The organism is Pseudomonas sp. Os17 (assembly GCF_001547895.1).
Taxonomy (GTDB): domain Bacteria; phylum Pseudomonadota; class Gammaproteobacteria; order Pseudomonadales; family Pseudomonadaceae; genus Aquipseudomonas.
Genome location: NZ_AP014627.1, coordinates 3,505,610 through 3,532,080, shown reverse-complemented (window position 1 = coordinate 3,532,080; position 26,471 = coordinate 3,505,610). Strand labels below are relative to the sequence as shown.

At 64.4% G+C, this 26,471-nt stretch carries 25 protein-coding genes and 2 pseudogenes; 11 read left to right on the top strand and 16 right to left on the bottom strand.

The window, feature by feature from the left end; genetic code table 11:
• Positions 1-263 precede the first annotated feature (263 nt).
• Together POS17_RS15415 and POS17_RS15410 are read left to right on the top strand one after the other, a co-directional pair.
• The gene (locus tag POS17_RS15415) at positions 264-1,094 is read left to right on the top strand and encodes an undecaprenyl-diphosphate phosphatase (RefSeq protein WP_060839369.1); all 831 of its coding nucleotides are present in this window, start codon (positions 264-266) and stop codon (positions 1,092-1,094) included.
• Positions 1,091-1,513: a DUF1294 domain-containing protein gene (locus POS17_RS15410; RefSeq protein ID WP_060839368.1), complete on the top strand. Its 423-nt coding sequence runs from the start codon at positions 1,091-1,093 to the stop codon at positions 1,511-1,513. Before POS17_RS15415 ends, POS17_RS15410 begins: the two co-directional genes overlap by 4 nt.
• On the opposite strand, the gene POS17_RS15405 is transcribed toward POS17_RS15410, so the two are convergent.
• Both POS17_RS15405 and POS17_RS15400 read right to left on the bottom strand, forming a co-directional pair.
• Positions 1,510-1,869, bottom strand: coding sequence for an MmcQ/YjbR family DNA-binding protein (locus POS17_RS15405; protein ID WP_016968591.1), 360 nt, complete (start codon positions 1,867-1,869; stop codon positions 1,510-1,512). The genes POS17_RS15410 and POS17_RS15405 overlap by 4 nt on opposite strands.
• The gene (locus POS17_RS15400; RefSeq protein ID WP_060839367.1) at positions 1,866-2,774 is read right to left on the bottom strand and encodes a LysR substrate-binding domain-containing protein; all 909 of its coding nucleotides are present in this window, start codon (positions 2,772-2,774) and stop codon (positions 1,866-1,868) included. The genes POS17_RS15405 and POS17_RS15400 overlap by 4 nt, the downstream gene beginning before the upstream one ends.
• Before the next feature lie 131 nt (positions 2,775-2,905).
• Here POS17_RS15400 and POS17_RS15395 point away from each other — a divergent pair, with 131 nt between their 5' ends.
• The gene (locus POS17_RS15395) at positions 2,906-3,517 is read left to right on the top strand and encodes an FMN-dependent NADH-azoreductase (RefSeq protein ID WP_060839366.1); all 612 of its coding nucleotides are present in this window, start codon (positions 2,906-2,908) and stop codon (positions 3,515-3,517) included.
• A gap of 264 nt (positions 3,518-3,781) precedes the next feature.
• Positions 3,782-4,819 carry an alpha/beta hydrolase family protein gene (locus tag POS17_RS15390; RefSeq protein WP_060839365.1) on the top strand — a complete coding sequence of 346 codons (1,038 nt, stop codon included), beginning with the start codon at positions 3,782-3,784 and terminating at the stop codon, positions 4,817-4,819.
• A 1-nt stretch (position 4,820) separates the two neighbouring features.
• Here the strand turns inward: POS17_RS15390 and POS17_RS15385 are convergent, their stop codons facing one another.
• From POS17_RS15385 to POS17_RS15375, 3 genes are all read right to left on the bottom strand, one after another.
• Positions 4,821-6,008 carry an MFS transporter gene (locus POS17_RS15385; RefSeq protein WP_060839364.1) on the bottom strand — a complete coding sequence of 396 codons (1,188 nt, stop codon included), beginning with the start codon at positions 6,006-6,008 and terminating at the stop codon, positions 4,821-4,823.
• A 257-nt stretch (positions 6,009-6,265) separates the two neighbouring features.
• Positions 6,266-7,852 (bottom strand): ABC-F family ATPase, encoded by a 1,587-nt coding sequence (locus tag POS17_RS15380; RefSeq protein WP_016965368.1) that lies wholly within the window; start codon positions 7,850-7,852, stop codon positions 6,266-6,268.
• A 249-nt stretch (positions 7,853-8,101) separates the two neighbouring features.
• Complete coding sequence (locus POS17_RS15375; protein WP_060839363.1) at positions 8,102-8,836, bottom strand: alpha/beta fold hydrolase; 735 nt, start codon at positions 8,834-8,836, stop codon at positions 8,102-8,104.
• Positions 8,837-9,196: 360 nt separating this feature from the next.
• Between POS17_RS15375 and lpxO the strand changes: the two genes are divergently transcribed.
• The 3 genes from lpxO (at position 9,197) to POS17_RS15360 (ending at position 11,934) form a co-directional block, all read left to right on the top strand.
• Positions 9,197-10,096, top strand: coding sequence for a lipid A hydroxylase LpxO (gene lpxO, locus POS17_RS15370; RefSeq protein WP_060839362.1), 900 nt, complete (start codon positions 9,197-9,199; stop codon positions 10,094-10,096).
• Positions 10,097-10,327: 231 nt separating this feature from the next.
• Entirely contained in the window at positions 10,328-10,708 is a 381-nt protein-coding gene (locus POS17_RS15365) for a hypothetical protein (RefSeq protein WP_060839361.1), read from the top strand.
• A 74-nt stretch (positions 10,709-10,782) separates the two neighbouring features.
• The gene (locus POS17_RS15360) at positions 10,783-11,934 is read left to right on the top strand and encodes a PQQ-dependent sugar dehydrogenase (protein ID WP_060839360.1); all 1,152 of its coding nucleotides are present in this window, start codon (positions 10,783-10,785) and stop codon (positions 11,932-11,934) included.
• A gap of 105 nt (positions 11,935-12,039) precedes the next feature.
• Here POS17_RS15360 and rimI read toward each other — a convergent pair whose 3' ends face one another.
• Positions 12,040-13,140, bottom strand: a complete 1,101-nt coding sequence (gene rimI / locus POS17_RS15355) for a ribosomal protein S18-alanine N-acetyltransferase (protein WP_060839359.1) — start codon at positions 13,138-13,140, stop codon at positions 12,040-12,042.
• A gap of 93 nt (positions 13,141-13,233) precedes the next feature.
• Between rimI and POS17_RS15350 the strand changes: the two genes are divergently transcribed.
• Both POS17_RS15350 and POS17_RS15345 read left to right on the top strand, forming a co-directional pair.
• Complete coding sequence (locus POS17_RS15350; RefSeq protein WP_060839358.1) at positions 13,234-14,820, top strand: RimK family protein; 1,587 nt, start codon at positions 13,234-13,236, stop codon at positions 14,818-14,820.
• A 7-nt stretch (positions 14,821-14,827) separates the two neighbouring features.
• Positions 14,828-15,769 carry a magnesium transporter CorA family protein gene (locus POS17_RS15345; RefSeq protein WP_060839357.1) on the top strand — a complete coding sequence of 314 codons (942 nt, stop codon included), beginning with the start codon at positions 14,828-14,830 and terminating at the stop codon, positions 15,767-15,769.
• A 3-nt stretch (positions 15,770-15,772) separates the two neighbouring features.
• On the opposite strand, the gene map is transcribed toward POS17_RS15345, so the two are convergent.
• Both map and POS17_RS15335 read right to left on the bottom strand, forming a co-directional pair.
• A complete protein-coding gene (gene map, locus POS17_RS15340) occupies positions 15,773-16,537 on the bottom strand; it encodes a type I methionyl aminopeptidase (protein ID WP_060839356.1) in 765 nt (254 codons plus the stop codon).
• Entirely contained in the window at positions 16,534-16,734 is a 201-nt protein-coding gene (locus POS17_RS15335) for a ParD-like family protein (protein ID WP_047304509.1), read from the bottom strand. Before POS17_RS15335 ends, map begins: the two co-directional genes overlap by 4 nt.
• Before the next feature lie 399 nt (positions 16,735-17,133).
• Here POS17_RS15335 and ilvA point away from each other — a divergent pair.
• Positions 17,134-18,108: pseudogene (gene ilvA, locus POS17_RS15330) on the top strand (threonine ammonia-lyase, biosynthetic); the annotation flags it as partial.
• Positions 18,109-18,215: 107 nt separating this feature from the next.
• Here the strand turns inward: ilvA and POS17_RS15325 are convergent.
• A complete protein-coding gene (locus POS17_RS15325) occupies positions 18,216-18,521 on the bottom strand; it encodes an NIPSNAP family protein (protein ID WP_060839355.1) in 306 nt (101 codons plus the stop codon).
• Positions 18,522-18,847: 326 nt separating this feature from the next.
• Here POS17_RS15325 and POS17_RS15320 point away from each other — a divergent pair, with 326 nt between their 5' ends.
• A complete protein-coding gene (locus POS17_RS15320) occupies positions 18,848-19,114 on the top strand; it encodes a DUF1652 domain-containing protein (RefSeq protein ID WP_060839354.1) in 267 nt (88 codons plus the stop codon).
• Positions 19,115-19,168: 54 nt separating this feature from the next.
• Here the strand turns inward: POS17_RS15320 and POS17_RS15315 are convergent, their stop codons facing one another.
• From POS17_RS15315 to POS17_RS15285, 7 genes and pseudogenes are all read right to left on the bottom strand, one after another.
• On the bottom strand, positions 19,169-19,432 hold the full coding sequence (locus tag POS17_RS15315; protein WP_047304506.1) for a DUF2790 domain-containing protein: 264 nt from the start codon (positions 19,430-19,432) through the stop codon (positions 19,169-19,171).
• Positions 19,433-19,647: 215 nt separating this feature from the next.
• On the bottom strand, positions 19,648-20,427 hold the full coding sequence (locus POS17_RS15310; RefSeq protein ID WP_060839353.1) for a ChbG/HpnK family deacetylase: 780 nt from the start codon (positions 20,425-20,427) through the stop codon (positions 19,648-19,650).
• On the bottom strand, positions 20,424-21,548 hold the full coding sequence (locus POS17_RS15305) for a GNAT family N-acetyltransferase (RefSeq protein ID WP_060839352.1): 1,125 nt from the start codon (positions 21,546-21,548) through the stop codon (positions 20,424-20,426). The genes POS17_RS15310 and POS17_RS15305 overlap by 4 nt, the downstream gene beginning before the upstream one ends.
• Positions 21,545-22,246: a GNAT family N-acetyltransferase gene (locus tag POS17_RS32725; RefSeq protein WP_060839351.1), complete on the bottom strand. Its 702-nt coding sequence runs from the start codon at positions 22,244-22,246 to the stop codon at positions 21,545-21,547. Before POS17_RS32725 ends, POS17_RS15305 begins: the two co-directional genes overlap by 4 nt.
• Positions 22,243-24,169 (bottom strand): annotated as a pseudogene (locus tag POS17_RS15295) (hypothetical protein). The gene POS17_RS32725 and the pseudogene POS17_RS15295 overlap by 4 nt, the downstream one beginning before the upstream one ends.
• The gene (locus POS17_RS15290) at positions 24,166-25,476 is read right to left on the bottom strand and encodes a lipopolysaccharide biosynthesis protein (RefSeq protein WP_060839350.1); all 1,311 of its coding nucleotides are present in this window, start codon (positions 25,474-25,476) and stop codon (positions 24,166-24,168) included. Before POS17_RS15290 ends, POS17_RS15295 begins: the two are co-directional and overlap by 4 nt.
• Positions 25,473-26,471, bottom strand: a complete 999-nt coding sequence (locus POS17_RS15285) for a polysaccharide deacetylase family protein (RefSeq protein ID WP_060839349.1) — start codon at positions 26,469-26,471, stop codon at positions 25,473-25,475. Before POS17_RS15285 ends, POS17_RS15290 begins: the two co-directional genes overlap by 4 nt.

The following is a 26,471-nucleotide window of genomic DNA, read 5'->3' as shown; positions in this document are numbered from 1 at the left end:
CATAAAAGGCCGTGTGCATCCAAGCACGCCTGCCTTCGAGCGCCTACCCTACGGAAGTCCAATAACATCGCGGTGTATTTTGCGCCTGTCTGTTAGGATTTCGGCGCCTTCGCGCAAAACCTGAACCTTTCTGCCCTTTTCACAGAATTTTCATGGGCTTGTGTTGAACTTACGGCCGGAAAATTTCACCTGCGCCCAGCGCAGTGACTGAGTCGACTACTTAAAAAAGAGGCATGCCACGAGCATCGCCTTATGGGGGATTAATGGATCTTTGGAGCGCCGCACAGGCATTGATACTCGGGATTGTCGAAGGCCTGACCGAGTTTTTGCCCATCAGCAGTACCGGACACCAGATTATCGTCGCTGACCTGCTCGACTTCGGTGGCGAGCGGGCGATGGCCTTCAACATCATCATTCAGCTGGGTGCGATCCTGGCCGTGGTCTGGGAGTTTCGGCGCAAGATCCTGGAGGTGGTGATCGGTCTGCCGAACCAGCCCAAGGCCCAGCGCTTCACGGTCAACCTGCTGATCGCCTTTCTACCGGCGGTGGTGCTGGGGGGGATCTTCGCCGACCTGATCCACGCCTATCTGTTCAACCCCATCACCGTGGCCACGGCCCTGGTGATCGGCGGGGTGATCATGCTCTGGGCCGAGCGGCGCCAGCACCGGGTGCACGCCGAAAGCGTGGACGAGATCACTTGGAAGGACGCACTGAAAGTCGGTTGTGCCCAGTGCCTGGCGATGATCCCCGGGACTTCGCGCTCCGGCTCGACCATCATCGGCGGGCTGCTGTTCGGCCTGTCGCGCAAGACCGCCACCGAGTTTTCGTTCTTCCTGGCCATGCCCACCATGGTCGGGGCCGCGGTGTATTCCGGCTACAAGTACCGGCACCTGTTCCAGCCTGACGATTTTCCGGTGTTCGCCATCGGCTTCGTCACGGCCTTCATCTTCGCCATGATCGCGGTCAAGGGGCTGCTGAAGTTCATTGCCAGCCACAGCTATGCGGCGTTTGCCTGGTACCGCATCGCCTTCGGCCTGCTGATCCTGGCGACCTGGCAGTTCGGCTGGGTCGACTGGACGGCGGTCAAGTCGTGAAAGGCGCCGGCCGCGCACCGCAGCCGGGCAGCGCTGCGCGAATCCGCCACCTGAGGTTCAAGCTGCTGGTGCTGGTCGTGCTGTGCGCCTTGCCGTTGTTCGGTTCGCTGTCCCTGTGGTGGCGCGGCATCTCGATCGTGCCCCTGGTGGCTTACGGCGCGGTCAGCCTGCTGACGTTCCTGTGTTACTGGCACGACAAGCGTCAGGCCCGGGCCGAGGGCCGGCGGATTCCGGAGAATGTGCTGCACGCCCTGGAACTGGCCGGCGGCTGGCCCGGGGCCCTGCTGGCCCAGCAACTGTTGCGGCACAAGACCCGCAAACTGTCCTATCAGACCTTGTTCTGGCTGATCGTGGCCTTGCATCAGGTCTACTGGATTGACCGGCTGTTCCTGGAAAACAGCCTGCTGAGCCTGTTCTAGAGCAGCAGCCCGACCTGCGCCCGCTTGGGCAACTTGCCCACCACCAGTTGATGGGAGCGTTGCAGCAGTGCCCGGAGTTCCTCGGCACCCAGCGGGTAGGGCGTTTGCATGATGATCCAGTGCGCCCGCGCCAGATAGGGCGCCGGGGCAATGCCCGGACGGTCGACATGGCCGAGAAACAGCTCCTGGTCGACCTTGAAGGCCAGGGAGCTGCCCCGCAGGTTCTGCAGGGCGAACATCTTGCTGCCGGCGATCGAGAACACGCGCACACCGCCCCATTTGTAGTCCTCGCGCGCCCCGGGCAGGTCCAGGCAGAACTGCGCCACTTGTTGTTCAGTGAGGATTGCGTCTTTCACAGCAGTCTTTCTCCACAGCCTTCGAAGGATTCGCTCAGGTGCTCGATCCAGGCCCGCACCGCCGGCAACACACCGCGGCGGTGAGGATACACCGCTTGCAGCCAGCCGCCGGGCAATGACCATTGCGGCAGCATCTGCACCAGTTGGCCGCTGGCCAGTTCAGCCTCGCAATACAGCATCGGCAGGACGGTGCAGCCCAGGCCGGCGAGGGCACAGGCGCGCCGCACGATGAAGTCGTCGATGCCCAGGCGCGCTTCCAGGGCCAGGTCGCAGGCCTGGCCTTGCTGGTCCAGCAGGCGCAGGTGCACCAGCCGATCAGCCTCCAGGGCGCCGAGGATGGGCAGCTGCCGCAGGTCTTCCGGATGCAGCACCGGGTGCTCCTTCACAAAGTCGGGACTGGCGACGATTGCGGTTTGCGCCGGGCGCAGGCGGCGGGTCACCAGCAGCGGATCTTCATCGCCGTGTTCACGCACCCGCAGGGCCACGTCGATGCCTTCGGTCACCAGGTCGACGCGGCGGTTGAGCAAGAGCATCTCCAGTTGCACCTGGGGGTATTTCTGCAGGTAGCTGCTGACCAGCGGTGTCAGCAACTCATGGGCCAACCCCACCGGGCTCGACACCCGCAGGCGTCCCCGGGGTTCGCTGGCCATGCTGGCCACGGCTTCATCGGCCATTTCCGCTTCCAGCAACATCGCCTGGCAATGGCGCAAGTAACGCTCGCCCACGGCAGTGAGCTTGAGCTGGCGGGTGGTGCGTTGCAGCAAGCGGGCCTTGAGCCGCTCTTCCAGTTCGGCGATGCGCCGCGACAGCCGCGACTTGGGAATGCCCAGCAAACGCCCGGCGGCGGCGAAGCCACCGGCTTCCACCACCTTGGCGAAGTAATACAGATCGTTGAGGTCTTGCATGAGAGGAGGGCTCGATTGTCCTGCTGATGGGACGAACTATCGCATTTATGCCGTCTAATCAGCTATTGAATTCATCTGTAGGATTGCGCACATCCGATCGCCCAGTGGCGGTCCTCACTTGGAGATCCCAGATGAAACTCTTGCATATCGATTCCAGCATCCTTGGTGACAACTCGGCCTCCCGTCAGCTGAGCCAAAGCGTGGTCCAGGCCTGGAAAACCGCCCAGCCTGAGGTAACCGTGACCTACCGCGACCTGGCCGGGGATGCCATCAGCCACTTCTCCGCAGCCACCCTGGTGGCCGCCGGCACCGCCGCTGAACTGCGGGACGCCGCACAGCAGCATGAGGCCGAGCTCAGCGCCCAGGCCCTGGCCGAATTCCAGGCCGCCGATGCGGTGGTGATTGCCGCGCCGATGTACAACTTCACCATTCCGACCCAGCTCAAGGCCTGGATCGACCGCATTGCCGTGGCCGGCCAGACTTTCCGCTACACCGAAGCCGGCCCGCAAGGCCTGTGCGCAGGCAAGAAAGTGATAGTGGTTTCCACCTCCGGCGGCTTGCATGTGGGCCAGGCCACTGGGGCTGCCCACGAGGATTACCTCAAGGTGCTGTTCGGTTTCCTCGGTATCACCGACATCGAGTTCGTTCGTGCCCACGGCCTGGCTTACGGTGAAGAAGTGCGCAGCAAAGCCCTGAGCGATGCCCAGGCGCAAATCAGCGAGCAACTCTTCGCCGCGGCGTAAGGCTTGTGTAAAGACGCTTTCCTGTACGGCAGGCAGCACTAGACTCTGTATTCTGATCACTGCTTGAAGTGATCAGGATGCGGAGTTTTTTTATTGGCGGTTTTCAGTATTTCTGGCCCAGGTTATGCACGTTTACCGATGAGCGCAGTGGTGCTTGCGCGCTGTGCATCCCAGGGGCTGGGCCGATCTCGCTACAAGGCCTTGGCGGCAAGGGATGGCAGGGGCAGGGGGCTTTCTCGATCCAGCGGCAAAGGTGGGCGTGTCATGAAACGTCTTGGTGCAGTGTTACTGATCTGCCTGCTCAGCAGCCTGATGACGGTGCAAGCCGCCCCCGGGCCACATCCACACTGGAGCGTGGGTTTCCATGAGATGAGCTTTCTCGATCCCCTGGACCTGCAGCCGATGCGCGCCATCGCCTTTTATCCGTCCACCGGCATCGAGCACGCCAGTGTGCTCGAGGGCTACAAAATCGACGCCTCGCGGGATGCCAAGATCGCCATTGGCCGCTTTCCGATGCTGATGCTGTCCCACGGCAATACCGGTACGCCCCTGGCCCTGCACGACCTGGCCACCTCCCTGGCGCGCAAGGGGTTCGTGGTGGTGGCGGTGATTCATCCCGGTGACAACTCCAAGGACCACAGCCGCCTGGGCACCTTGAGCAATCTCTATGGACGGCCGATCCAGATTTCCGAAGCCATTACCGCGACCCTGGGCGATCCGATGCTGTCGCCCTTCGTCAATGCCGACCAGGTCGGGGTGATTGGCTATTCCGCCGGCGGTGAGACGGCCCTGATTCTCTCCGGTGCCACGCCCGACCTGGATCGCCTGCGGCGCTATTGCCAGGAGCGCCCCGATGACCGGGATGCCTGCAACACCCGGGGCGAGCTGATCGTCGACCGTGACGACCTGCAGCCCGTGGCCGATCCGCGGGTGCATGCGCTGATGCTGATGGCGCCCCTGAGCCTGAAGTTCGGCCGCCATACCCTGGCCGGGGTGCACGTGCCCGTGCTGCTCTACAGCGGCGATGGCGACCAGCTGGTGGCCCTGGACAAGAACGCCGCGGCCCTGGCACGCAAGCTGCCGGTGGCTCCGGACTTCAAGCTGCTGGCCGGCGCCGGGCACTTCGTGTTCATGGCGCCGTGCACCGCCGAGCAGTTGGCGGCCATGCCGGCCCTGTGCACCGACGCCGACGGTGTTGATCGCGAAGACATTCACCGCAACCTGATTGCCGAAGCCGGTCGCTTTTTCGCCCATACCCTGGGTCGCCCAAGCCGGGCCGGGATGCAGACCGCCGACCAGTAACTCAGGCGCCGGCCCGGCGCTTGAGCAGCAGCGTCAGTCCCAGGCCGGTGATCGAGAGCAGGGCGGCGCAGAAGAAAATCCACGAATACCCCAGGTTCAGGGCCACCGCGCCCATCAAGGGGCCGGCGATGGCCAGGGCCAGATCGAAAAACACCGCATAGGCACTCAAACCGGCGCCACGGCTGCTGTTGGGCACCTGCTTGATGGCTTCCACCCCCAGCGCCGGGTACACCAGCGACAAGCCGAAGCCGGTGAGCCCGGCGCCGATCAGCGCCCAGGCCGTGGACGGCGCCAGCCAGAGCAGGGTCAGCCCCAGGGTCTCGACGCACATGCAGGCAATGGCCGAGCGAAAGCCGCCAAAGCGGCTGATGCTGGAGATGAACAGCAACCGCGAGCAGATGAAGCACACCCCGAACACCGTCAGGCAATAGGCGGCGCCGGTCCAGCCGCGGCTCAGGTAGAACAAGGTAATGAAGGTGGTCAGGGTGCCATAGCCGATGGAGGCCAGGCTGAGGCTGGCGCCGAAGGGGGCAATGCGCCCGAAGACCGCCCAGAACGGCAGGCGCTCGCCGCGAATCACCGGCACCGAGGGTTTGTTGCGAATCAGCAGCAGGGCCAGCACTGCCAGAACCGACAGGGCGATGCCCAGGCTGGTGAAACCGTATTGCTCAACCATCACCACCCCCAGCGGCGCGCCGATGGCAATGGCGCCGTAGGAGGCAATGCCGTTCCAGGAAATCGAGCGTGCCGTGTGTTCCGCGCCCACCTGGCCCATGCACCAGCTGATGGTGCCGACCCCGATCAAGCCCTGGGCCACGCCCAGCAGCAGGCGTGCGCCCAACAGCACGGCAAGGCTCAGCAGTGGCCAGTGTTCCAGCCACACTGAAATCAGGGTCAAAAGCCCGCTGAGGAGAATCCCCAGCAAGCCGTAGATGATCGAGCGCTTGGTGCCCACGGTGTCCGACATGCGCCCGGCCATGGGCCGGCTGAGCAGGGTGGCCAGGTATTGCGCGCCGATGGTCAGCCCGGCAATCACCGCGCTGAAGCCCAGCTGTTCGTGGACGTAGCCCGGCAGCACGGCGATTGGCAGGCCGATGCAGAGGAAGGCAATAAAGGTATAGAAGACGATGGAGACGATCTGCAGGGTGATCGCCATGGAGCTTTGAGCGGAGGTCTGTGGCTCGGGCATGAAGGCTCGTTCGCGGGCGGCGGTTAGAGAGCCGCATCATCGCGTGCCGCGATGATAAAAGGAAGCAGGCTAACTATCTTGCCCCTCCGCCCCGTAGGAGCTGGCTTGCCAGCGAAGGTATTCTCAGGGGCAATGCCGACTCAAGGGCCTTTTCGCCGGCAAGCCGGCTCCTACGAGAGGGGGGGCGCATACGAAAAAGCCCCGTCACAACGGACGGGGCTTTTCTCGACGCTTGTGGCTTGAAACTGGCTGCTGCTTTAGAACATCACGCCCTGGCTGCGCAGGTAGTCGTCGTAGGTGCCGCTGAAGTCGGTCACGCCGCTTGGGCTCAGCTCGATGATGCGAGTGGCCAGGGACGAGACGAACTCACGGTCGTGGCTGACGAAGATCAGGGTGCCCGGGTAGTTTTCCAGGGCCAGGTTCAAGGCCTCGATGGATTCCATGTCCAGGTGGTTGGTCGGTTCGTCCATCACCAGCACGTTGGGCTTTTGCAGGATCAGCTTGCCGAACAGCATGCGACCTTGCTCACCACCGGAAATCACCTTCACCGACTTGAGGATCTCGTCGTTGGAGAACAGCATCCGGCCGAGGGTGCCGCGGATCATCTGCTCGCCCTGGGTCCATTGGCCCATCCAGTCGAACAGGCTGACGTCGTCTTCGAAGTCATGGGCGTGGTCCTGGGCGTAGTAGCCGATTTCCGCACTTTCGGTCCATTTCACCGAACCGGCGTCCGGGGTCAGCTCGCCCACCAGGGTGCGCAGCAGGGTGGTCTTGCCGATACCGTTGGGGCCGATGATCGCCACGCGCTCGCCGGCTTCGACGGTGAAGCTGAAGTTCTGGAACAGGGTCTTGCCATCGAAGCCCTTGGACATGCGCTCCAGGGTCACCGCCTGGCGGTGCAGCTTCTTGGTCTGTTCGAAGCGGATGAACGGGCTGACCCGGCTCGACGGCTTGACTTCGGCCAGCTGGATCTTGTCGATCTGCTTGGCCCGGGAAGTGGCCTGCTTGGCTTTCGAGGCGTTGGCCGAGAAGCGGCTGACGAAGGTCTGCAGTTCGGCGATCTGGGCTTTCTTCTTGGCGTTGTCCGACAGCAACTGCTCGCGGGACTGGGTCGCGGCGATCATGTACTCGTCGTAGTTGCCCGGGAACAGGCGCAGCTCGCCGTAGTCCAGGTCGGCCATGTGGGTGCAGACACTGTTAAGGAAGTGCCGGTCGTGGGAAATGATGATCATGGTGCTGTTACGCGCCGTGAGAATGTTTTCCAGCCAGCGGATGGTGTTGATGTCCAGGTGGTTGGTCGGTTCGTCCAGCAGCAGCACTTCCGGATCGGAGAACAGCGCCTGGGCCAGCAGCACCCGCAGTTTCCAGCCTGGAGCGACTTCGGTCATCGGGCCGAAATGCTGTTCCAGGGGAATGCCCAGGCCCAGCAGCAGTTCACCGGCGCGGGACTCAGCGGTGTAGCCGTCCATCTCGGCGAATTCGGTTTCCAGCTCGGCCACGGCCATGCCGTCTTCTTCGGTCATTTCCGGCAGCGAGTAGATGCGATCGCGCTCGGCCTTGACCTTCCACAGCTCTTCGTGACCCATGATCACGGTGTCGATCACGGTGAATTCTTCGTAGGCGAACTGGTCCTGGCGCAGTTTACCCAGGCGCACGTTGGGCTCCAGCATGACCTGGCCGCCGGACGGCTCGAGGTCGCCACCGAGGATTTTCATGAAGGTCGACTTGCCGCAACCGTTGGCGCCGATCAGACCGTAACGGTTGCCACCGTTGAACTTGACCGAAACGTTCTCGAACAGTGGCTTGGCGCCGAACTGCATGGTGATGTTAGCTGTGGAGATCAATTACTTACCTACCAATGATTTAGCGCCGACCTTGAATCCACAAAGCGCGATCTGGAGCCTTCCAGGTCGGGCCGGTCTGAGTGTGGAGCTGAGCCAGCGGGCGTACGTCGAGCGCAACATTCCGGCGCCAGGGCCGGGTTGCTGAGCAAAAAGTGCGGGGTGCGTGTTGGAATTTGTGCGCATTGTCGCATATGTAAACGAGCAGTTGTATGACGCTCGGGTAGGGAATTTAGCCAGGTGGTGCGATGTTCAGTGGTCACCGGCTCCGGTGCGGGCAGGAATCAGCGCTTGGATAAAGGCTTGCAACTGCGCGGCGGCCTCTCGCGGCGAGGCCTGGAGCAGGCAGTGTGGGCCGTCGATCTCCACCAGGCGCGCATCCGGGCGCAACTGCCTGACCAGGGCCGCCGCCGAGGCGGGCACCAGCCGATCGCGGGAGGCCCGCAGGTACAACACAGGCACCGAGGTTTCGCTCAGGGCCCGGCTCGCGTCCACCGCGATCACCTCTTGCAGCCGGGCCTGCAATACGGGTGGCGCCACCTGGGCAATGGCGGCCCCCAGCGCCTGGCGCAGCGATGGCGTGGAAAAACCGCCGAGCAGCAGGGCGTCCATCGGCCAGAAGGGCAAGCGCCCCATGGGCAACAGCCCGAACAGCGGCGCCAGGGGCGCCAGTGCCGGCCGTGGGTTGCGCACAAAACTGCAGCACAGCACCAGCCCCTGCAATCGCGCCGGACGCCGGGCGGCAATGCTCACCGCCACCGGGCCGGAAAACGACTCGCCCAGCAATACGAACGGGCGGTCCGTCGGCAGTTGTTGCCATACCCGTTGCACCAGGGCGGCGTAGTCCAGCACCTGATCGGCGGGGTAATCCAGCACCTGCACGGGCAGGCTCGGGTCCAGGGCCAGGCGCAGCGGTTCGAACAGGGTGCCGGTGCCATCCATCCCCGGCAGCAGGACCAGGGTTGGCAAAACAGTGGGGGCGATCAATGGCGCTGTCCTTGCGGGGCGGAAGGGAAGTGGGCGGCGCGCAGCATAGCGCAGCCACCTGTTCGACACAGCCCTCAGGGGCAGGCCAGAGGGCTGCAGAGGGTTTTGTTGCGCTGCATCAAAACCTCACCCGATACCGGCAATTTTCTACAGAAGTAGCGCAGCTTTTCACAAATTTGAGTTAACCCTTGGTTACAAACTGTGGCTAAAATGCCAGCCGACGGCCAGATGCCGAGGGTCGGATCGGCGATGGAAACCTTCGCCGATCACGCTTTTTTCAACTCAGACGCTGCCATTTGCCTTTGGCCCTCCGGGCTTTCAGGGGCGCAGCATGTTCTCTTCTGACGTGTGACGATTTCCGTGAAACTCATCATTGCCGCTGTATACGTTTTATCCATTGCGTACGTACACCTGCGGGGGCGCGTGCGCCATAAACTGGGACGCCAACTCAGCGATCACTCGACCTTCCTGGCCCCCATCAACTGCTTCCTTTATCTGTTCTCCAAGTTTCCCAACCGGCCCTACCTGGACCCGGCCGACTTCCCCGAGATGAACAAGTTGCAGGAACACTGGGAAGAGATCCGCGCCGAAGGTCAGCAACTGTTGCAGGCCGGGGAGATCAAGCGCTCGGACCAGTACAACGACGTGGGTTTCAATTCGTTCTTCAAGACCGGCTGGAAGCGCTTCTACCTGAAGTGGTACGGCGACAGCCACCCTTCGGCGATGAAACTGTGCCCGCGCACCACTGAACTGGTGCAGAGCATCGGTTCGATCAAGGCGGCCATGTTCGCCGAGTTGCCTCCGGGTTCGCGCCTGGTGCGCCACCGCGACCCCTACGCCGGGTCCTACCGCTATCACCTGGGGCTGTCCACGCCGAACAACGAGGGCTGCTTCATCGAAGTCGACGGCGAGCGCTATCACTGGCGCGACGGCGAAGCGGTGATGTTCGACGAGACTTACATCCACTACGCGGAAAACACCACCGAGCAGAACCGCATCATTCTGTTCTGCGACGTCGAGCGGCCGATGAAGTATCGCTGGGCCGCGGCGTTCAACCGCTGGTTCAGCCGCACCGTGATGTCCGCCGCCGGCTCGCCCAACGACGCCGGGGACAAGACCGGTGGCCTCAACCGCGCCTTCAACAAGCTGTACAAGATCCGCCTGCGGGGCAAGGAGTTGAAGAAGCGCAACCGCACCCGCTACTACCTGGAAAAGTGGGCGATCTTCGCTGCATTGCTGCTGCTGTTCATCTACATCTGATCGACCCGGCCGGCACTCGGCCGGCAGCGGTTTCCGGTCGCAGGCCGGTGCGGGAGCTGGCTTGCCAGCCAACGCCCCCTCAAGCCTGCGGCCGGGCTCGGCGGCCTCTTCGCCGGCAAGCCCGCGGACATCGGGTGTTACGTTCTGCAGGATTATTTAATTAACAAAGCCGAACCCTGGGCGTAGCGTGGAATCGTATTCGATACCTTGTCGCTCCTCAGGAGGCTTGTCATGAACAGTCTGGCTCGCGGCTTTGCCGCATTGATCACGCTGGCTTGGGCCAGCGGCACTGCCTGGGCCGCCAGCCCTGAAACGCCTCCTTTCAACGCCCTGCCAGGTTCCGTGCAGCTGGCGCAAAACCTGCCCAACAGCGGCAACAACGACCCCTACAGCAACCCCATTCGCCGGGCCAATCCCAACAGCATGCAGGGCACCCGCAGTGCCACTCCGCCGGTACGCGGCCCCGGCACCGCGCCCATTGGCCGGCCGCCGACCCTGGAGAACGGCGGTATCGGCAACGGCTATCCACGTGGCGGGGTGCAGCGGCCAAACCCCGACCCGCGGGTGCAAAGTCCTCGAAACATCGATAACGACAACAGCAACCGGCGCTGAGCTGTCTTGCTGGATGGGCGGCCGCTGCGGTGCGGCTCGCCAGGGATTCTCTTGAGCCATAGAAGGAAGCGAGCATGTTGCGTAAAACCCTATTCGCCACCTTGTGCGCCAGCGTTCTGCTGGGCGGTGCCTTGCCCGCTGCGGCGGCCAGTGCCCAGTCCTTTGCCAGTGAGCAGGGCCGTCTCAGCCTGACCCCGGTGGTGCAAGGTCTGCAGCATCCCTGGGCCCTGGCATTCCTGCCGGATCGCCAGGGCCTGCTGGTCACCGAACGTCCCGGCAACCTGCGGGTGGTGAGCCCGGACGGCAAGCTGTCGGCGCCGTTGAGCGGGGTGCCCAAGGTCTGGGCCAATGGCCAGGGCGGCTTGCTCGACGTGGCACTGTCGCCGGACTTCAAGCAGGACCGCCTGGTGTACCTGTCCTACGCCGAGGGCGGTGGCGAGGGCGGGACTGCCGGCACCGCCGTGGGGCGCGGACGCTTGAGCGACGACCTGAGCGGGCTCAAGGATTTCCAGGTGATCTTCCGCCAGGAGCCCAAGCTGTCCACCGGCAATCACTTCGGTTCACGGCTGGTGTTCGACCGTGACGGCTACCTGTTCATCACCCTGGGGGAGAACAACAACCGGGCCACCGCGCAGGACCTGGACAAGCTTCAGGGCAAGATCGTGCGTCTGTATGCCGATGGCCGGGTGCCGGACGACAACCCCTTTGTCGGCCAGGCCGGGGTGCGGCCGGAGATCTGGAGTTTCGGCCACCGCAACCCCCAGGGCGCGGTGCTCAATCCCTGGAGCGGCACCCTGTGGGAGAACGAGCACGGGCCCAAGGGCGGCGACGAGATCAACCTGATCGAGCGCGGCAAGAATTACGGCTGGCCCCTGGCGACCCACGGGGTCAACTATTCCGGCCAGCCGATCCCAGAGGCCTCGGGCCAGACGGTCCCGGGCACCGTGGCCCCGCATCATGTCTGGGAAAAGTCTCCCGGCATCAGCGGCATGGCCTTCTACGACGCCGATCGCTTCAAGCCCTGGCAGCACAACCTGTTCATCGGCGCCCTGGCCAGCCGCGAACTGATCCGCCTGCAATTCGATGGCGACCGAGTCGTCCATGAAGAGCGTCTGCTGGGGGACCTCAAGGCGCGCATTCGCGACGTGCGCCAGGGGCCGGACGGTTATCTGTACATCCTCACCGACGAGGATCAGGGCGGCCTGTACAAGGTTGGCCTGGAATAATCCGCCCCAACACCTCCAAGCGCAGGAGCTGGCTGGCCAGCGAAAGCGTCGGCGAGCACAGCACCAGGCTCAAGGACCGCTTCGCCGGCCAGCCGGCTCCTGCGCCTAGGGGCGCGAGGAGGAGAGGATCACCGCGGCCCGCAGCTTGCTGCTGCCAAAACTGCACATCTTGTCGAACTTGCCATGGCTCACCGGCAGGTGCTGGCAGTCCATGGGCTGGCGGTGCTGACTGTGGTCCACATCCGGATCGTGCAGGTAGACGAAGTCGTCGTCGCAGTCGGTGACTATCACCCAGTGGGGGGCCTTGGAACGGGTCAGGCGGTAGCTGCTGATCAGCACCAGGGGCTGGCCGCCTTCACTGAGGCGCTTGGGCAGGTCCAGCGGTCCTCCCAGTACCTGCTGCACCTCGCTGGCGTCCAGTTCCCTGCAGAACTCGTCGTGGACCAGGCGCATGACGTCCTTTTTATGCTCGTCACGCACGCCATTGAGAAACAACGGCCCGGCGCTGTTGACCTGCAGGCGCACCGCAAAGCCCCGGCGCCAGGCAGCCAGCGCCAGGCCCTGGGGGCTGCAGCCGCCGTGGCCCGAGGTCATGAACACTGTGGTGGCTTCACGCCAGATCTGCAGTTCCTCGCGCCGCTCCAGCGGGCGCGAGGGTTGCAGCGCGGCCATGGCCATCAACAGGCAGGCCGGGCCGCAGGTGAAGTCGGTGGTCTGCTGGTAGTAAGGCACGCGGATGCTGCGGGTTTCGCGGTGCTGGAGGATGCGCTTTTCCAGGCGCAGGGCATCGGCGTGGTCTTCGTAGTAGTCGTGGATCCGGGCAAAGCGCCGGTAGCCATGGCGTTCGTACAAGGCCAGCGCCGCCGGATTGTCGGTGCGGACCTCCAGGCGCAGATAGGCGCAGTCATGGGCCAGGGCGCAGGCCTCGATCCGTTGCAGCAGGCGTTTGCCCAGGCCCAGCCCCCGGGCGTCCTCGGCAATGGCGATGGAGTACAGGCGCGCCAGGGAGGTGCCGCGATGAAACAGCACCAGGGCATAGCCCAGCACGCGCCCCTGATGTTCGGCCACCAGCAGTTGCCCGTGGGCGCGGTTGATCATCCACTGGAAGCTGCGCGGGGTCAGCCGGTCGCTGGTGAAACATTGCTGTTCCAGGGCCACCAGCGCCGGCAGATCGTCGGGGGTTGCAGTGCGAAAGACAAGATCCATATAACCGCCGTAAAAGTTGCGTAACGAAACGAGACTTCAAAAAAAGTTCGTGCTTAATAGAAAGGGTCAGGTTCTAAAGCGAGAGCGAACTTTATGTCAGCGGTACAAGGTCATTGGCGAGAAGTATCCGAGCAAAGTTTGCCGGCGACAATCACTTCGACAAGTTATTTTTCCCCACTGGGCAGAACTTCAAGTCAAGTCATCATCATTGTCGAACGCAAGGAAGATTGGGCCTCTTACTTTCCCAGCGAAGACATTCTCACGGCCCATGAATACCTCGAACAAAGCCGCGAAAGTGTGCCGGGAAAACGGGTCCAGGTGATCAACCTGTGCCGCAGCTACAAGTACCTGGGGCACGGCTACTACTGCTCGTTGCTGGCCGAAGCCCGCGGCCACCGGGTCATTCCCTCGGTGCGCACGATCAGCGAACTGACCCGCAAGGCCCTTTACGGACTGGCTCTGGACGACCTGGACAAGACCCTGGAAAAGGCCCTGAGCAATCACCTTTACAGTGATACCGAAGGCTTCACCTTGACCCTTTACTTCGGCAGGACACATATCGAGCCATTGCAGGAGTTGGCCCGCCAGTTGTTTGAACTGTTTCCCTGTCCGATCCTGTTAGTTGATTTCAAGAGAACTGACAGTTGGCATATCGAAGGCGTGAAGTCCGGTGCCTTGCACAAGTTGCGCGACGATCAGGAAGACCAGTTTGCCAACTCGCTGGACAGTTTCAGCCGCAAAGTCTGGCGGGTGCCGCGATCCCGGCAACTGGCCCGTTATGACCTGGCGATACTCCACGATCCCCATGAAGCGCTGCCGCCTTCCAATGCCCGGGCGCTGGAGAGTTTTATCCGGGTTGGCAAGGGCCTGGGTATCGACGTGGAGCTGATCGAGAAGAAGGACTACTCGCGGCTGGCCGAATACGACGCGTTGCTGATCCGCGAAACCACCAGCGTCGACAACCACACCTACCGCTTTGCCAAGAAGGCCGAGAGCGAAGGGCTGGTGGTGATGGACGATCCGACCTCGATCCTGCGCTGCACCAACAAGGTCTATCTCACCGACCTGCTCAAGGGCCATCAACTGGGCATGCCCGCCACCGAGATTCTCTACAAGGAGCGACCGGAGGATTTCGAGCGAGTGGGCGAACGCCTGGGCTTTCCCCTGGTGCTGAAGATTCCCGACGGCTGCTTCTCCCGGGGGGTGATCAAGGTCGAGAGCCAGCAGGCGCTGCTGGCGGCCACCGCCGAACTGTTCGAGCACTCGGTGCTGCTGCTGGCCCAGGAGTTCTTCTACACCGAGTACGACTGGCGCATCGGCGTGCTCAACCGCAAGCCGATCTTTGCCTGCCAGTACTTCATGTCCAAGGGCCACTGGCAGATCTACAACCACAAGGCCAAGGGCCAGGACATCAACGGCGAGTGCCGCACCCTGGCGGTCCACGAAGCACCGCGGGCGGTGGTGGAGCTGGCAGTGAAGACTGCCAACCTGATCGGCGACGGGCTGTACGGGGTCGACCTCAAGCAGTCCGGGGACAAGGTGGTGGTGATCGAGGTCAACGACAACCCCAACCTCGATGCCGGCATCGAGGACGCCTACCTGCAGGACGACCTGTACTCCCTGGTGCTGGAGGAATTCGTCCGCCGCCTGGAACTCAAGCGTCGCGGCCAGGCCTGGTGAGGCGGCGATGCTCCACAGCTATCGGCTGGACCTGGGCAGATTGCAGGCGGCACCGGCAGGGGAGGCCCAGGTCATGCTGTTCAGCAACCCGGACCTGGCGGAGCGCGAGCTGTTGCACAGCGCCTTCAAGCTCGACGAGCACGCCCTGGCCTCGGCGCTGGACCCGGACGAAGTGTCGCGCATCGAATTCCATCCCGATTACCTGTTCCTGATCTGGAAGCGGCCGGAAAACTATTCCGGTGGCGGCAGCCTGTCCTTCGAAGTGTCGTCCTGCGGCCTGCTGTTCTGCCCCGACCGGCTGCTGGTGATCGCCCCCGACGACACGCCACTGCTGGGCCTGGGGGCGCGGCATCATCTGCACAGCCCGCTGGACGTGCTGCTGGACCTGTTGCTCAACAACATCCATCACTACCTGGGGCACCTCAAGGTGATCAAGCTGGTGGCCCGGGAGCTGCAGCACAAGTTCAACAGCTCGATGGAAAACCGCCACCTGATGCAGATGTTCAACCTGAGCGAGAGCCTGATCTATTACCTCAATGCCCTGCACAGCAACGGCGCGCTGCTGACCCGCCTGCGCAACCATGCCGAAAAGGAGCGTTTCGGCCCGCAGGCGGTTGGCCTGATCGACGACCTGATCATCGAGAACAACCAGTGTTACAAGCAGGCGGAAATCTACTCCACGGTGTTTGCCGGGTTGATGGACGCCCGGGGCAACCTGATGAACAACAGCACCAACAAGCTGCTGCGCAAGCTGACGCTGATCAATGTGGTGTTCCTGCCGCTGAACCTGATTGCCAGCATTGGCGGCATGTCCGAGTTCAGCATGATGACCGCCGGCACGCCGTGGTGGATCGCCTATTCGCTGTTGCTGCTGGCCATGCTGCTGGCGGCGGCCGGCATGTCCCTGGGGCTGCGTCGGCTCACCGGCCACAGTGACCGGGCCGGATGAGGCTTACTGCGGCTGCAGGGTCAGCACCTCAAAGCCGTCGCGGGTCACCGCCACCGTGTGCTCCCACTGGGCCGAGAGGCCGTTGTCGCGGGTCACCACGGTCCAGCCGTCCTTGAGCCCGCGGACCCGGGCGCTGCCCTGGTTGAGCATGGGTTCGATGGTGAAGACCATGCCTTCACGCAGTTCCAGACCGGTGCCGGGACGACCGAAGTGCAGGATCTGCGGCTCCTCGTGCATCTGCCGACCGATGCCGTGGCCGCAGTATTCGCGCACCACGCTGTAGCCCTTGGCCTCGGCGTGGGCCTGGATGGCATGGCCGATATCGCCGAGGCGAGCGCCGGGGCGCACCACCTTGATCGCCGCCCACATGGCCTCGAAGGTGGTGTCCACCAGGCGCCTGGCCTTGGGGCCGACCTCGCCGATCAGGTACATCTTGCTGGAGTCGGCGATGTAGCCGTTCTTTTCCAGGGTGATGTCGATGTTGACGATGTCGCCGTCCTTGAGCACGGCCCTGGCGTCGGGCATGCCGTGGCACACCACCTCGTTGATCGAGGTGTTGATGCAATAGGGGTAGTTGTACTGGCCCTTGCTGGCCGGGCGCGCCTTGAGCTGGTGGCGGATGAAGTGCTCCACCGCGCTGTCCAGCTCCAGGGTGGACAGGCCAGCGCCGACAAAGCCGTCGAGGAAACTGAACACCTCGGCCAGCAGCCGCCCGGATTCGCGCATCAGCGCCAGTTGTTCCGGAGTCTTGATCAATGCCGGGGTCATGCCTGCCCCCTGAGCAGATCGGTCTTGTTGAGCAGCAACTTGTTGATCAGGTCGTTGTAGGCCAGGTGCGGGTTGAGCTCGGCCAGCAGGCCGATCTTGATCCAGAACTCGGCCTGGGCGTTGATCGAGCGATCCATGGCGGCGCTGGCCACGCGGATCTGCTGGTGCAGTTCATCGGAGATCTTGACGATGCCCATGTTTGGGGGCTCCCTTGAGCAAATATATGAATCGTATATGTTTCGTATAATCAGCTGCAAGCTGCAAGCTGCAAGCTGCAAGCTGCAAGCGGTAAGCGGTAAGCGGTAAGCGGTGAGCAGGAGGGAGCAGGAGCTGTGGTGTTGGGTGTCAGTCTCGGAGAAAAGCATTGACCGCCAGGGGCCGGCGCGGTTAGTTTCCGGTCCATGACTTTTTCTGCCTATCGTTCCCAGCCAAGCATTATTACCGCCATTCCTGATTGGCGGGCTTGCTGACGACTGCACCCAACCCGCCCTGGAGGCGGGTTTTTTCTCTCTGTCTCCCGGGCTCCGAACACAGCCAGGAGCACCCTCGTGAATCACCCCAGCCGTCTTGCCAGTACCCCTTTGCCCAGCGCCGACATGGCCTTGCTGGAGCGCTACGTGAAGATGATCCTCGCCGCACCGGTGTACGACCTGGCGATCTGCACGCCGCTGCAGGCCGCCCCCGCGCTGTCGCAGCGGCTGGGCAATCAGATCCTGCTCAAGCGCGAGGACCTGCAGCCGACCTTTTCCTTCAAGATCCGTGGTGCCTACAACCGCCTGGCGCAACTCACCCCGGAGCAGAAGCGGCGGGGGGTGATCACCGCGTCCGCCGGCAATCATGCCCAGGGCGTGGCCCTGGCCGCTCGGGAGCTGGGGATCAAGGCGACCATCGTGATGCCCGCCAGCACCCCGGAACTCAAGGTGCTGGGAGTGCGCAGCCGCGACGCCGAGGCGATTCTGCATGGCGAGAGTTTTCCCTTTGCCCTGGCCCACGCCCTGAGCCTGGCCCAGCACACCGGGAGCACCTTCGTCTCGCCCTTTGACGACCCCCATGTGATTGCCGGGCAGGGCACCGTGGCCATGGAGATCCTGCGCCAGCACCCGGGGCCGCTGGATGCGATCTTCGTCCCGGTGGGCGGAGGCGGGTTGATCGCCGGGATCGCCGCCTACGTCAAGTACCTGCAGCCACAGATCCGCATCGTGGGCGTTGAGTCAGAACATTCCAACTGCCTGCAGCAGGCATTGGCGGCGGGGGAGCGGGTGGTCTTGCCCACGGTGGGCACCTTTGCCGACGGCGTCGCGGTTGCGCAGATCGGCGAGCACGGTTTTCAGATCTGCCGGCATCACGTGGACCAGGTGATCAGCGTCAGCAACGACCAGCTGTGCGCCGCCATCAAGGACATCTACGACGACACCCGCTCGATCACCGAGCCGTCCGGCGCGCTGGCGGTGGCCGGGATCAAGCAGTACGTGGCCCAGGGCGGCATCAGCGGCCAGACCCTGGTGGCCATCGACTCCGGCGCCAACATCAATTTCGACAGCCTGCGCCACGTCGCCGAACGCGCCGCCTTGAGCAGCATTCCGGCCTAGCCGCTGGCTTGCCAGCGCAGACGCCCGTCTGAGCGGCCCCCGTCGTTGCGGCCTGTGCGCCGGCAAGCGGAAGGCCGCCCGGCCGTTTCCTATGAGAGCAGTGGACGCAGGAAGCTGCGCTCGTAACTGAGGATGAATTTCTTCTCCATCACCGACGCCACCAGGGCCACGCTGTCCGGATCGCTAAGGGCGTTCTGGCGATAGGCTTCGTAATCGGCCAGGGACGGGAAGCTGAACAGGCAATAGGCAATGTTGCTGGCCCCTTCCGAGGGCAGGAAATAGCCATGGTGGGTGCCGCCCAAACGCCTGACCACGGCGATCCAGGCTTTGGAATAGGCTTCGAACTCGGCCAGTTGGTAGGGATCGATCACGTATTTGACATGGCAGGTAATCAAGGCGGGAACTCCGGGCGAGGGCAAGGATCAGCGTTGTATCAGGTGTGACTCTTGGAGCGGGCGACGCTGTTGAGCAAGACCGGGGCATTCTGCGGGGCGGCAAACCCGCCGCGCAACCGCCTGCCATGGCCGGCTTAAAGTCGAAACCCCCGGTACTGAGAGCAAAATCGAATTTAGCAAGGTCGCCAAAGCGGCCTACTCTGTAACCTGGCTTCGTCTGTTAGGACAAAACGGACCTGAGCCAGGATCGCTAACGAACACGGATGTCGCGACCAGCAGGGACTCGCCCATTGACTGGTCGTGTTGAATAGATGGAGAGCGTCAGCATGTTTTTATCTGCCCTGGAACTGCGCAACATCATTGAGAGCAGCTTTCTGCCCAAACGCTGCCAATGCACCCTGAGCCCGGACCTGTCGATGACGGTCAAGGTCTATGGCGACCATGAAACCGACCGGGTCGAGCTGGTGGTCAGCGGCATCGACGCTGCGCAGCTCAATGGCTGCCGGGAAATCAACGAACTGATCGCCGAATTGCGCTACGACCTGGCCAATGCCCCGGGCGGGCTGCCTGGTCTCAAGCGCAGGGCCCATTGAGCGCGGTCCCCTGACAACGCTCACCTTGGCGGGTCCCTTGGGCGGCACGCCGCATCAGTTTTCGTACATGCAGGCGTGGGCGTGCTTCTGGTAGGAGATTTCCGCCAGTTCTCCCGCCTTGTTGATGTAGCGCATATTGGCGGTCACCACCTCGCAGCGACTGGTCGGCGGCTCGGTCATTGAGATGACCTTGGCGACGTCCAGGCGCATGCCGTACTGATAGGGCACGACTTCAACGTTGACATCCGAGGCCTGGGCCAGGCCGGTGAATCCGCACAGGGCCAAGGCGGCCAGGGCAAAGCGCTTGCGTGTGTTCATAGTGGTTCTCCATTACAGACAGTGACGGTTCAGCCCGAGGGCTGAACCCGCTGCACGAAGCCCTAAAAGCGTTCCGGGCCAGTGTGCTCCGAAATAGAGTGCTTATTTAGGATTAATCTATCATTAAGATCCTATTGATAGATTTTGAAATATTTCGTTCCCGTCCTATATAACGCCCGGCGATCGACGGCTTTCACGCCACGCCCGATCCGGCTTCACAGTTCGCTGTAGGCGATCCGTTGATGCCGGGGCAGGGCGCGGTTCAGCAACTGCTCCAGGGATTGCCCGGCTGGCAGGTAGTCGTCGCCGAAATCACCGTCGGCCAAGCGGGTCGGGTGAGCCACCACCTCCACCACGCCGGCCGGGCAAAAGCCCTCCAGCAAGTCCCTGGGCGTGCACACCCAACGCACCGTGCCTCCCGCCAGCCAGGCGATGCGCCGGTTCAAGGCGCTTTTGAACATCCGCTTGAGCGGACCGATATTGCCACCGACATTGCGCGCCAGGCGCACAGGCACCCCCTGCCGGGCGGCGAAGCGGGCGACGATCGGCGCCACTGGCCACAGGTTGTGCACATGCTGGTGCGAGTCGATATGGCTGGGCCGCAGGCCCTGGTCGAGGCAGCGTTGCCACTGTGCCTGCAGTTCCTGCCATACCGCGTCGGCCGCGGCCTTCGACAGGCGCAGGGCCGAGCGTGGCAGGCTCAGCTCGAATTGCCCCCGTGCATTGCACAACAGCGGCTGGCGGGCAATGTCCTGGCTCAGGGGCGCGCCGTAGGTCAGGTTGAAGTGCAGGCCGATGCGTCCCAGCAACCCGTGTTCATGGCTCAGGCGACAGGCGTCCTCGAAGGCCGGCATGTTGGCCATCAGGGTCGCCGAGCTGATCACCCCGCGCTTGAAGGCTTCCAGGGTCAGTTGGTTGTAGTCCGGATCGAGGCCGAAATCGTCGGCGTTGACGATGACCCGGTTTGCCCGGGTCGCATTGAGGGTCTGTTTCATCGACGGGTTCCTTGTGCGGTATCGGCCTGGCGGCGTTCGCGCCAGGCCTTGAGGCGCGGTTTGAGCAGCAGCCAGAGGCGTTCGGCGAGCCCCAGCAACAAGCCCCGGGGGCGCCAGGAATAGAAGCTCCAGCGTTGCTGCAACACCAGGCCGCTCATGCGTTCGTGCAGTTGATGGCTGGAGCGACTGAGGCTGACCCGGGAGGCGTCCACCCACTGCCAGCCGGCATCCAGCCCCCAGCGAATCCACTCGTCCAGCAGCAGCCGGCCACTGCCCAGATTGGCGTACTCGGCGAGGAAGGCGATGTTGTAGTCATACAGGCGCCCGCGCTCCAGCAGGCCCAGGCGATAGCTGATGCAGCGCCCCTGGTGCTCCAGCATCACCACCCGCACGCAGCCTTCGGCGGCCAGTCCGCGCAACGCGGTGCCCATCCATTGCTGGCGCTCAGGCCCGGAGAAGATCCCCAGGCCGTCGGCACCTTTCCAGCTGGCTTGCTCCACTTCGCGCAGGCGCTCCAGCAGTGGATCGATGTCGTCGGCCCCGGGGTCCAGGCGAACCACCCGGGCGTCGATTTCCGCGCAGCGCTTGCGGCCCCGGCGCAGTTCGTAGCGCAGGGTGCCGCTGGGTTCTTCGCCGTCGGCGGCAACGATCAGGTGCTCCGGCACGCGACAGCTCAGTGACGACTGGCTGTAGCCGCTAGCCCGGCACCAGGGCGCCAGCAGGCGGTCGGCGTCCACCAGCTCATGCAGTTGCAGCAGGTCGTGGGGCAGTTGCCGGCGGATCTGCCTGAGTGCCTCGGCCATGGCCGGACGGCCGGCCTCGGCCACCAGCAGTGCCAGGCGGTCGCTCAGGGGATGACCCAGGTGGCGCACCACCTGCAGCCTCAGCCCGGCCCGGGATTCGCGGCCACGGATCAGCGGCAGGCACAGCAGCAACTGCTCGCCCTGCCAGCCCAGGAGAATCTGCAACTGCTGCTGTCGCAGGGCCTGTTCCGCGCCCCGCAGCCAGCTCAGGCGATTGAACGGCGTAGCGTCCTCGACCTGCTGGCGCAGTTGTTCATAGGCCCCGGCGGGGAAGTCTTGCGCGCCGAGGCTGGCGCACCATTGCCAACGCAGATTCACGAACGCTCCTTCTCATGGTCAGTGATGGCCGGGGCCTGGGCCAGGCGACCGCGGCGCAAGTGCTGCAGGCGGGGCTGGTGATAGGGCCGGCGGCGATGCCAGTGCAGGCAGCGCAACAGGCAATGCACATGCAGGGATTCCCCGACTTCCTGGAAGCCCAGGCGCATGTGCATCTTCAGCGCCGGCTCGTTGCGCACGTTGACCAGGGCCCGGGTGGCCTTGAAGCCCCGTTCGCGGTACTCGTCCCAGAGCATCTTCTGCGCCAGGATCACCACCCCGGAGCCGCGAAAGGGCGGCGCGCACTCACCGGCGAACTGGTACAGGCAGCCGGGGGGCATGCGCATCCAGCAGCGGTACAGCTGGTCGTCGTAGTAATCGCGCTCGCTGACCCAGACCATCATCATCACGTTGCCGTCTTCATCCAGGTGCGCGCTGCCGCGACTGCCCTTGTCCAGCAGGCCGCGAATCGCCGGCAACTGGGCCTTGAAGTACTTGTCGAAGGCCGGCAGCAGCTCCCGGGTGATGGGCACCTGGGGCCAGCGCTGGGGGCTGATGGGGCAGGGCACCGGCAGGGCCAGGGTCCGTTCCAGGGTCAACAGCTCCCAGTGGTAATAGAAGAAGCGTTCACGCAATACCCGCAGGCTGCCCCGCAGGCCCTTGCGGCGGATTTTGGCCAGCAGGCCGGTCAAGCGACTCATAGGGTGTTCCAGGTCAAGGCACACAGGGGTTTCACCGGGCAGCTGGAAGCTGGCCCGGCCATCGCTGCAGTGCAGCTCGGTGTGACGGCTGCGGCCATCGGCGCCCAGCAGTTCGAGGGTGGGGCTCGCTTGGCAGATGGTGGCGTCGCCCAGTTCGACGTTTTGCGTGCGCGGCGTCTTGGCCACCCCCAGCAGGCTGTGGCGCTGACCTTCGCGCAGGGCCAGGGCATCCACCTCAAAGGACGGGTTGTCCAGGGCCTGGACCTGGCCCAGCCAATGCTGCCGGATGAACTGCTGGGCCACGGCCACCGGCTTGAGGCTGAAGCGCTGGGCATCCTGCTGGGCCAGCATGCCCTTGGGGTAGTCGGGTTCGTCGGCGGCCTGGAACCAGTTGAGCATGTCCAGCAGGCCGTCCTGGGAGGCGTTGATCACCACCGAGGTCCACCACAGGGCGGCGTAGTGGGTGTCCTGCTGATAGGGGCTCAGGTCCGGGCCGCTGGAGATATTGGTCTGGCTCAGCAGCAGCGCCTTGCGTGGCCGGCCCTGCTCATCGAGCCCCACCAGATCGGCGGCGGCGCGCACGCTGGTGCGATAGCGACGGGTGGCCAGCAGGTCGCGGACCATCCATTCGTGCCAGGCCAGGGCATCGATGTCAGCACCGTGTTCGGCCAGCAATTGCCGGGCCCAGTCGATGCCCCGGCGTTGCCCGGCGCCAATGCGAAAGGGACCGTCCAGCAGTCGTGAACTCACCGGCATGGCAATGCGCACTCCGGCGGCGCGGGCGTCGGAGTTGGCCTTGGTGTGTTCCAGCATCTGCGCAAAATAGGCGGCAAACGCTGCGTAGCTGGGGAAGTTGAGGTTGGGTTCGTCGGCAAAGGCCAGGTAATGCAGGCCCTGGTTGCCCAGGCGCACGCTGTCCGCCAGCCAGGCGTCGAGCCCGGCCAGGGTGGCGCTGTCGGCGTCCAGCACGGCCCGGCGGCCGGTGCCGGCCAGCAAGGTGATGTCGCGCTCGATCTTGAAGTCTTCGCGGTACAGCCGGCGAAAGGTGATTTCCCGCTGGGGTTCTTGCTGGATCACATCGACGAAACTGTAGAAGTTGGCAGCCTGCGGGCCCAGGGCGCGCAGCAGCTCGAAGGTCGACGATGGCGGTTCGGCATAGGGCAGGGCGATCCCCAGGTGCGGGCTGGGACCACGCATCTGCGGCTTGAGGTCCAGTTCGACCCGCCCCGGGGTCCATTGCAGTGGGTGCAACTGACGCAGGTCCTGGGCGAACAGGTTGGCCGTGCCGTCGAGCCAGAAAGCGGCCTTGCCGGAACCGCCCAGGGACAGGCGCCAGACCTCATCCTGCTGGGCCGATGGCAGGGCGATCTGGTCGAATTGGCCGTACTGCGAGTGTTCCTCCAGCTTCAGGTGCAGCACCTGGTTGTCACTCAGGCGCGTGGCCTGCAGCACGCTGACGCCGCCGTAATACTTGCCGGCCAGCACCGCCTGTGCCCCGGCGGGCACGCGAAAGTAAAGTTCCACGCCGCTTGGCACGTCGGCGCTGAAGTGCACCTTGGCCGGTTCGAACTGCGCCAGGGTTGCACTGTCGTGGCTGACCTTGAAGTTGCGAAAACTGTAGCCCGGTACTTGCAGGCGATAGTCGCCCGGCGCCGCCGGCAGCTGGATTTCCCGTTGGCCGTAGGGCTGGTCGGCGCGGATGTCCAGTTGTTGCAGCAGTTGGCCATCCGGGCGCAACAGGTACAGCTGCTCCTGGTTGGCGTCGCTTTGCCAGGCCGGGCTCCAGCGCAGGTTCAGGGTGTCGTCGGCGTTGGCTTGCAGGTAGAGGCTGCCATCGCGGATATCGCCCCATTGCAGGGGGGCCGCGTGCAGCGAGCCGGCCGCCGAGATCAGCAGCACGGCGAGCAGGGAGCAGGGTTTCATTGGGCCTTTTCCTTAGGGCGCAGTAACTGGCGCACGTAAACGATGTCTCCAGGTAACAGGATCAGGGTGCGGTACCAGGCCACACCACTGAGGCGGCAATACAGGCCGAGCATGGCCAGGCTGACCGCGAGATAGGCGATGGACGAGGCCAGCCCGGCGCCGACGATGCCCAATGGCGGGATCAGCAGCGCGTTGAGGGCCAGGTTCAGCAGGGCCCCACCGGCCAGCAGCAGCGACAGCGTGCCGGGGCGCTGTTTGCCCAACAGGTCCAGGCGCAGGATGCTCGCGTAGCACAGGCCGAACAGCCCCGGCAGCAGCGCCAGCAGGGCGTCATAGGCCGGGGCATAGGCGGCGCCGAACAGGGTGACGATCAGCCACTGGCCGATCAGCGCCATGCCCAGGCAGGCGCCGAGCATCACCGTGGCGGTCAGGCGCAAGGCCAGGGCCGTCAGTTCTTCGATGCCCGCACCTTGCTGCAGCAGGCGTTTCATCAGCGGCGTGGTCACCGCCTCGGGAATGATCAGCAGCAGCTCGGCAGCCGCGCTGGCCATGGCGTACCAGCCCAGCGCGGCGGGGTCCAGCAGGGCGCCGATGAACAGGTAGTCCGAGCGCAGCATCAACTGTTGCGACAACACCCCCGGGTGACTCTGGGCGCTGTAGCGCAGCAGCTTGCCTTGCTCACCGGCCTGCCAGCGCAGGCGCAGGTCATGCCAGCGGCGCAGCCAGCACCAGCCGACCACCACCACCAGCAGGGTGCCGCCCAGCCAGCTGACCAGGGCCGCCGACAGGGGCTGGTCGCGCCAGATCCACCACAGGCCGACAAACAACAGCAACGGCACCAGGGATTCCAGCAGGCGCAGGGCATTGAAGGCCTCGACCCGACCGTCGGCGTTGTGCAGGGTCAAGAGGCCGCTCTTGAGCACGGTGATCGGCACCGCCAGCAACAACAGCCACGCCAGGTCGCCCAGTTGCAGGCTCAGTTCCCAGCTGCTGCCCCAGGTGTTCAGCAGGGCCAGCCCGGCCAGGGTCAGCAGGCTGGCCAGCAGGCAGCCGTAGACCAGCACTTGGGTCAGCAGCAGGCCCATGGGGCGCTGGCGCGCCGCTTCATAGCCGACGGCGGTGTTCAGGCCGCCGCTGGTCAGGGCCGCGATCAGGTCCGGCAGGGTGCTGAGCAGGGCGAACAGGCCACGATCGGCGGGGCCCAGCAAGCGCGCCAGCAACACGTTGCGCAGCAGGCGCAGGCCGATCATCGCCAGCCGCGTGCCCATGCTCAGGGCCAGGTGCCAGAGGTAGCCGCCGCGCTTCATGCCCGGGCCCCCTGCAGCAGGCGCCAGGCCAGCAACCCCGGGCGCGCGGCGCTGGCCTGGCTGACGTCGATGCGCGGCAGGGCCAGCCACGGATTGCCCTCGGCCTCGATCAGCCCCGGGCGGGTGCCCAGGGCGTAGCGGTAGCCCAGCTCGGCCACCGCGGCGCGCACCTCGGGGTTGTGATCGCCGTTGGGGTAGCAGTACACCCCCAGCGGTGCCCGGCAATGTTCCTGCAGGGCGGCGTGGGAGCGTTGCAGGTCGGCGCGCAGTGCCGGGCCGTCAAGCCGGGTGAGAATCCCGTGGCTGGCGCCGTGGGGACCGAAGCGCACCAGCGCCGAACGTTCCAGGTGCTTGACCTGGGCCCAGTCCAGGCTGTGGGGCGCATGGTCGTCCGGGCAGCTGTCGGCCAGGGCCTGCAGACTGTGCGGGGCCAGCCCCTTGAGGCGTTGCAGGTATTCGCCCAGGAGCCGGCTGCGGGCGTGGCCGGTGCCCGGTTGCAACAGTTCGGCGGGCGGCGTCAGGGCCAGCGCCCGCAACTGGGCCAGCAGCGGCCGGGCCGCGGCCCTGTCGGCCTGCTGCCACAGGGTTTCGCCGATGGACTCCCACCAGAAGCCCTGGCGGCTGCCGATGAAATCGGTGGACAGGAAGATGCTCGCCGGCATCTCGTAGCGCTCCAGCAGCGGGTAGGCGACCTCGGCGTTGTCGCGCCAGCCGTCGTCGAAGGTCAGGGCCAGCCGGGGCCGCGCGCCCCCGGGAAACTCCAGCAGGTGCTCCAGGGGCACGCAGTCGAAGTGCCGCCGCAGCCAGCGCAGCAACTGCTCGAAGTGCTGCTGGCCAACGCACAGCGGGGCGCGATGGGGCAGGCTGGCGGCGCTGTCGTCGGCCAGCACCCTGTGCAGCATCAGCACCACCCCGGCGTCGCTCAGGCGCACCCGGGCCAGGCTGTGCAGGTAGGCGCTGCCGAGCAGGCGCTTGAGGGATTGTTTGAGGTTCAT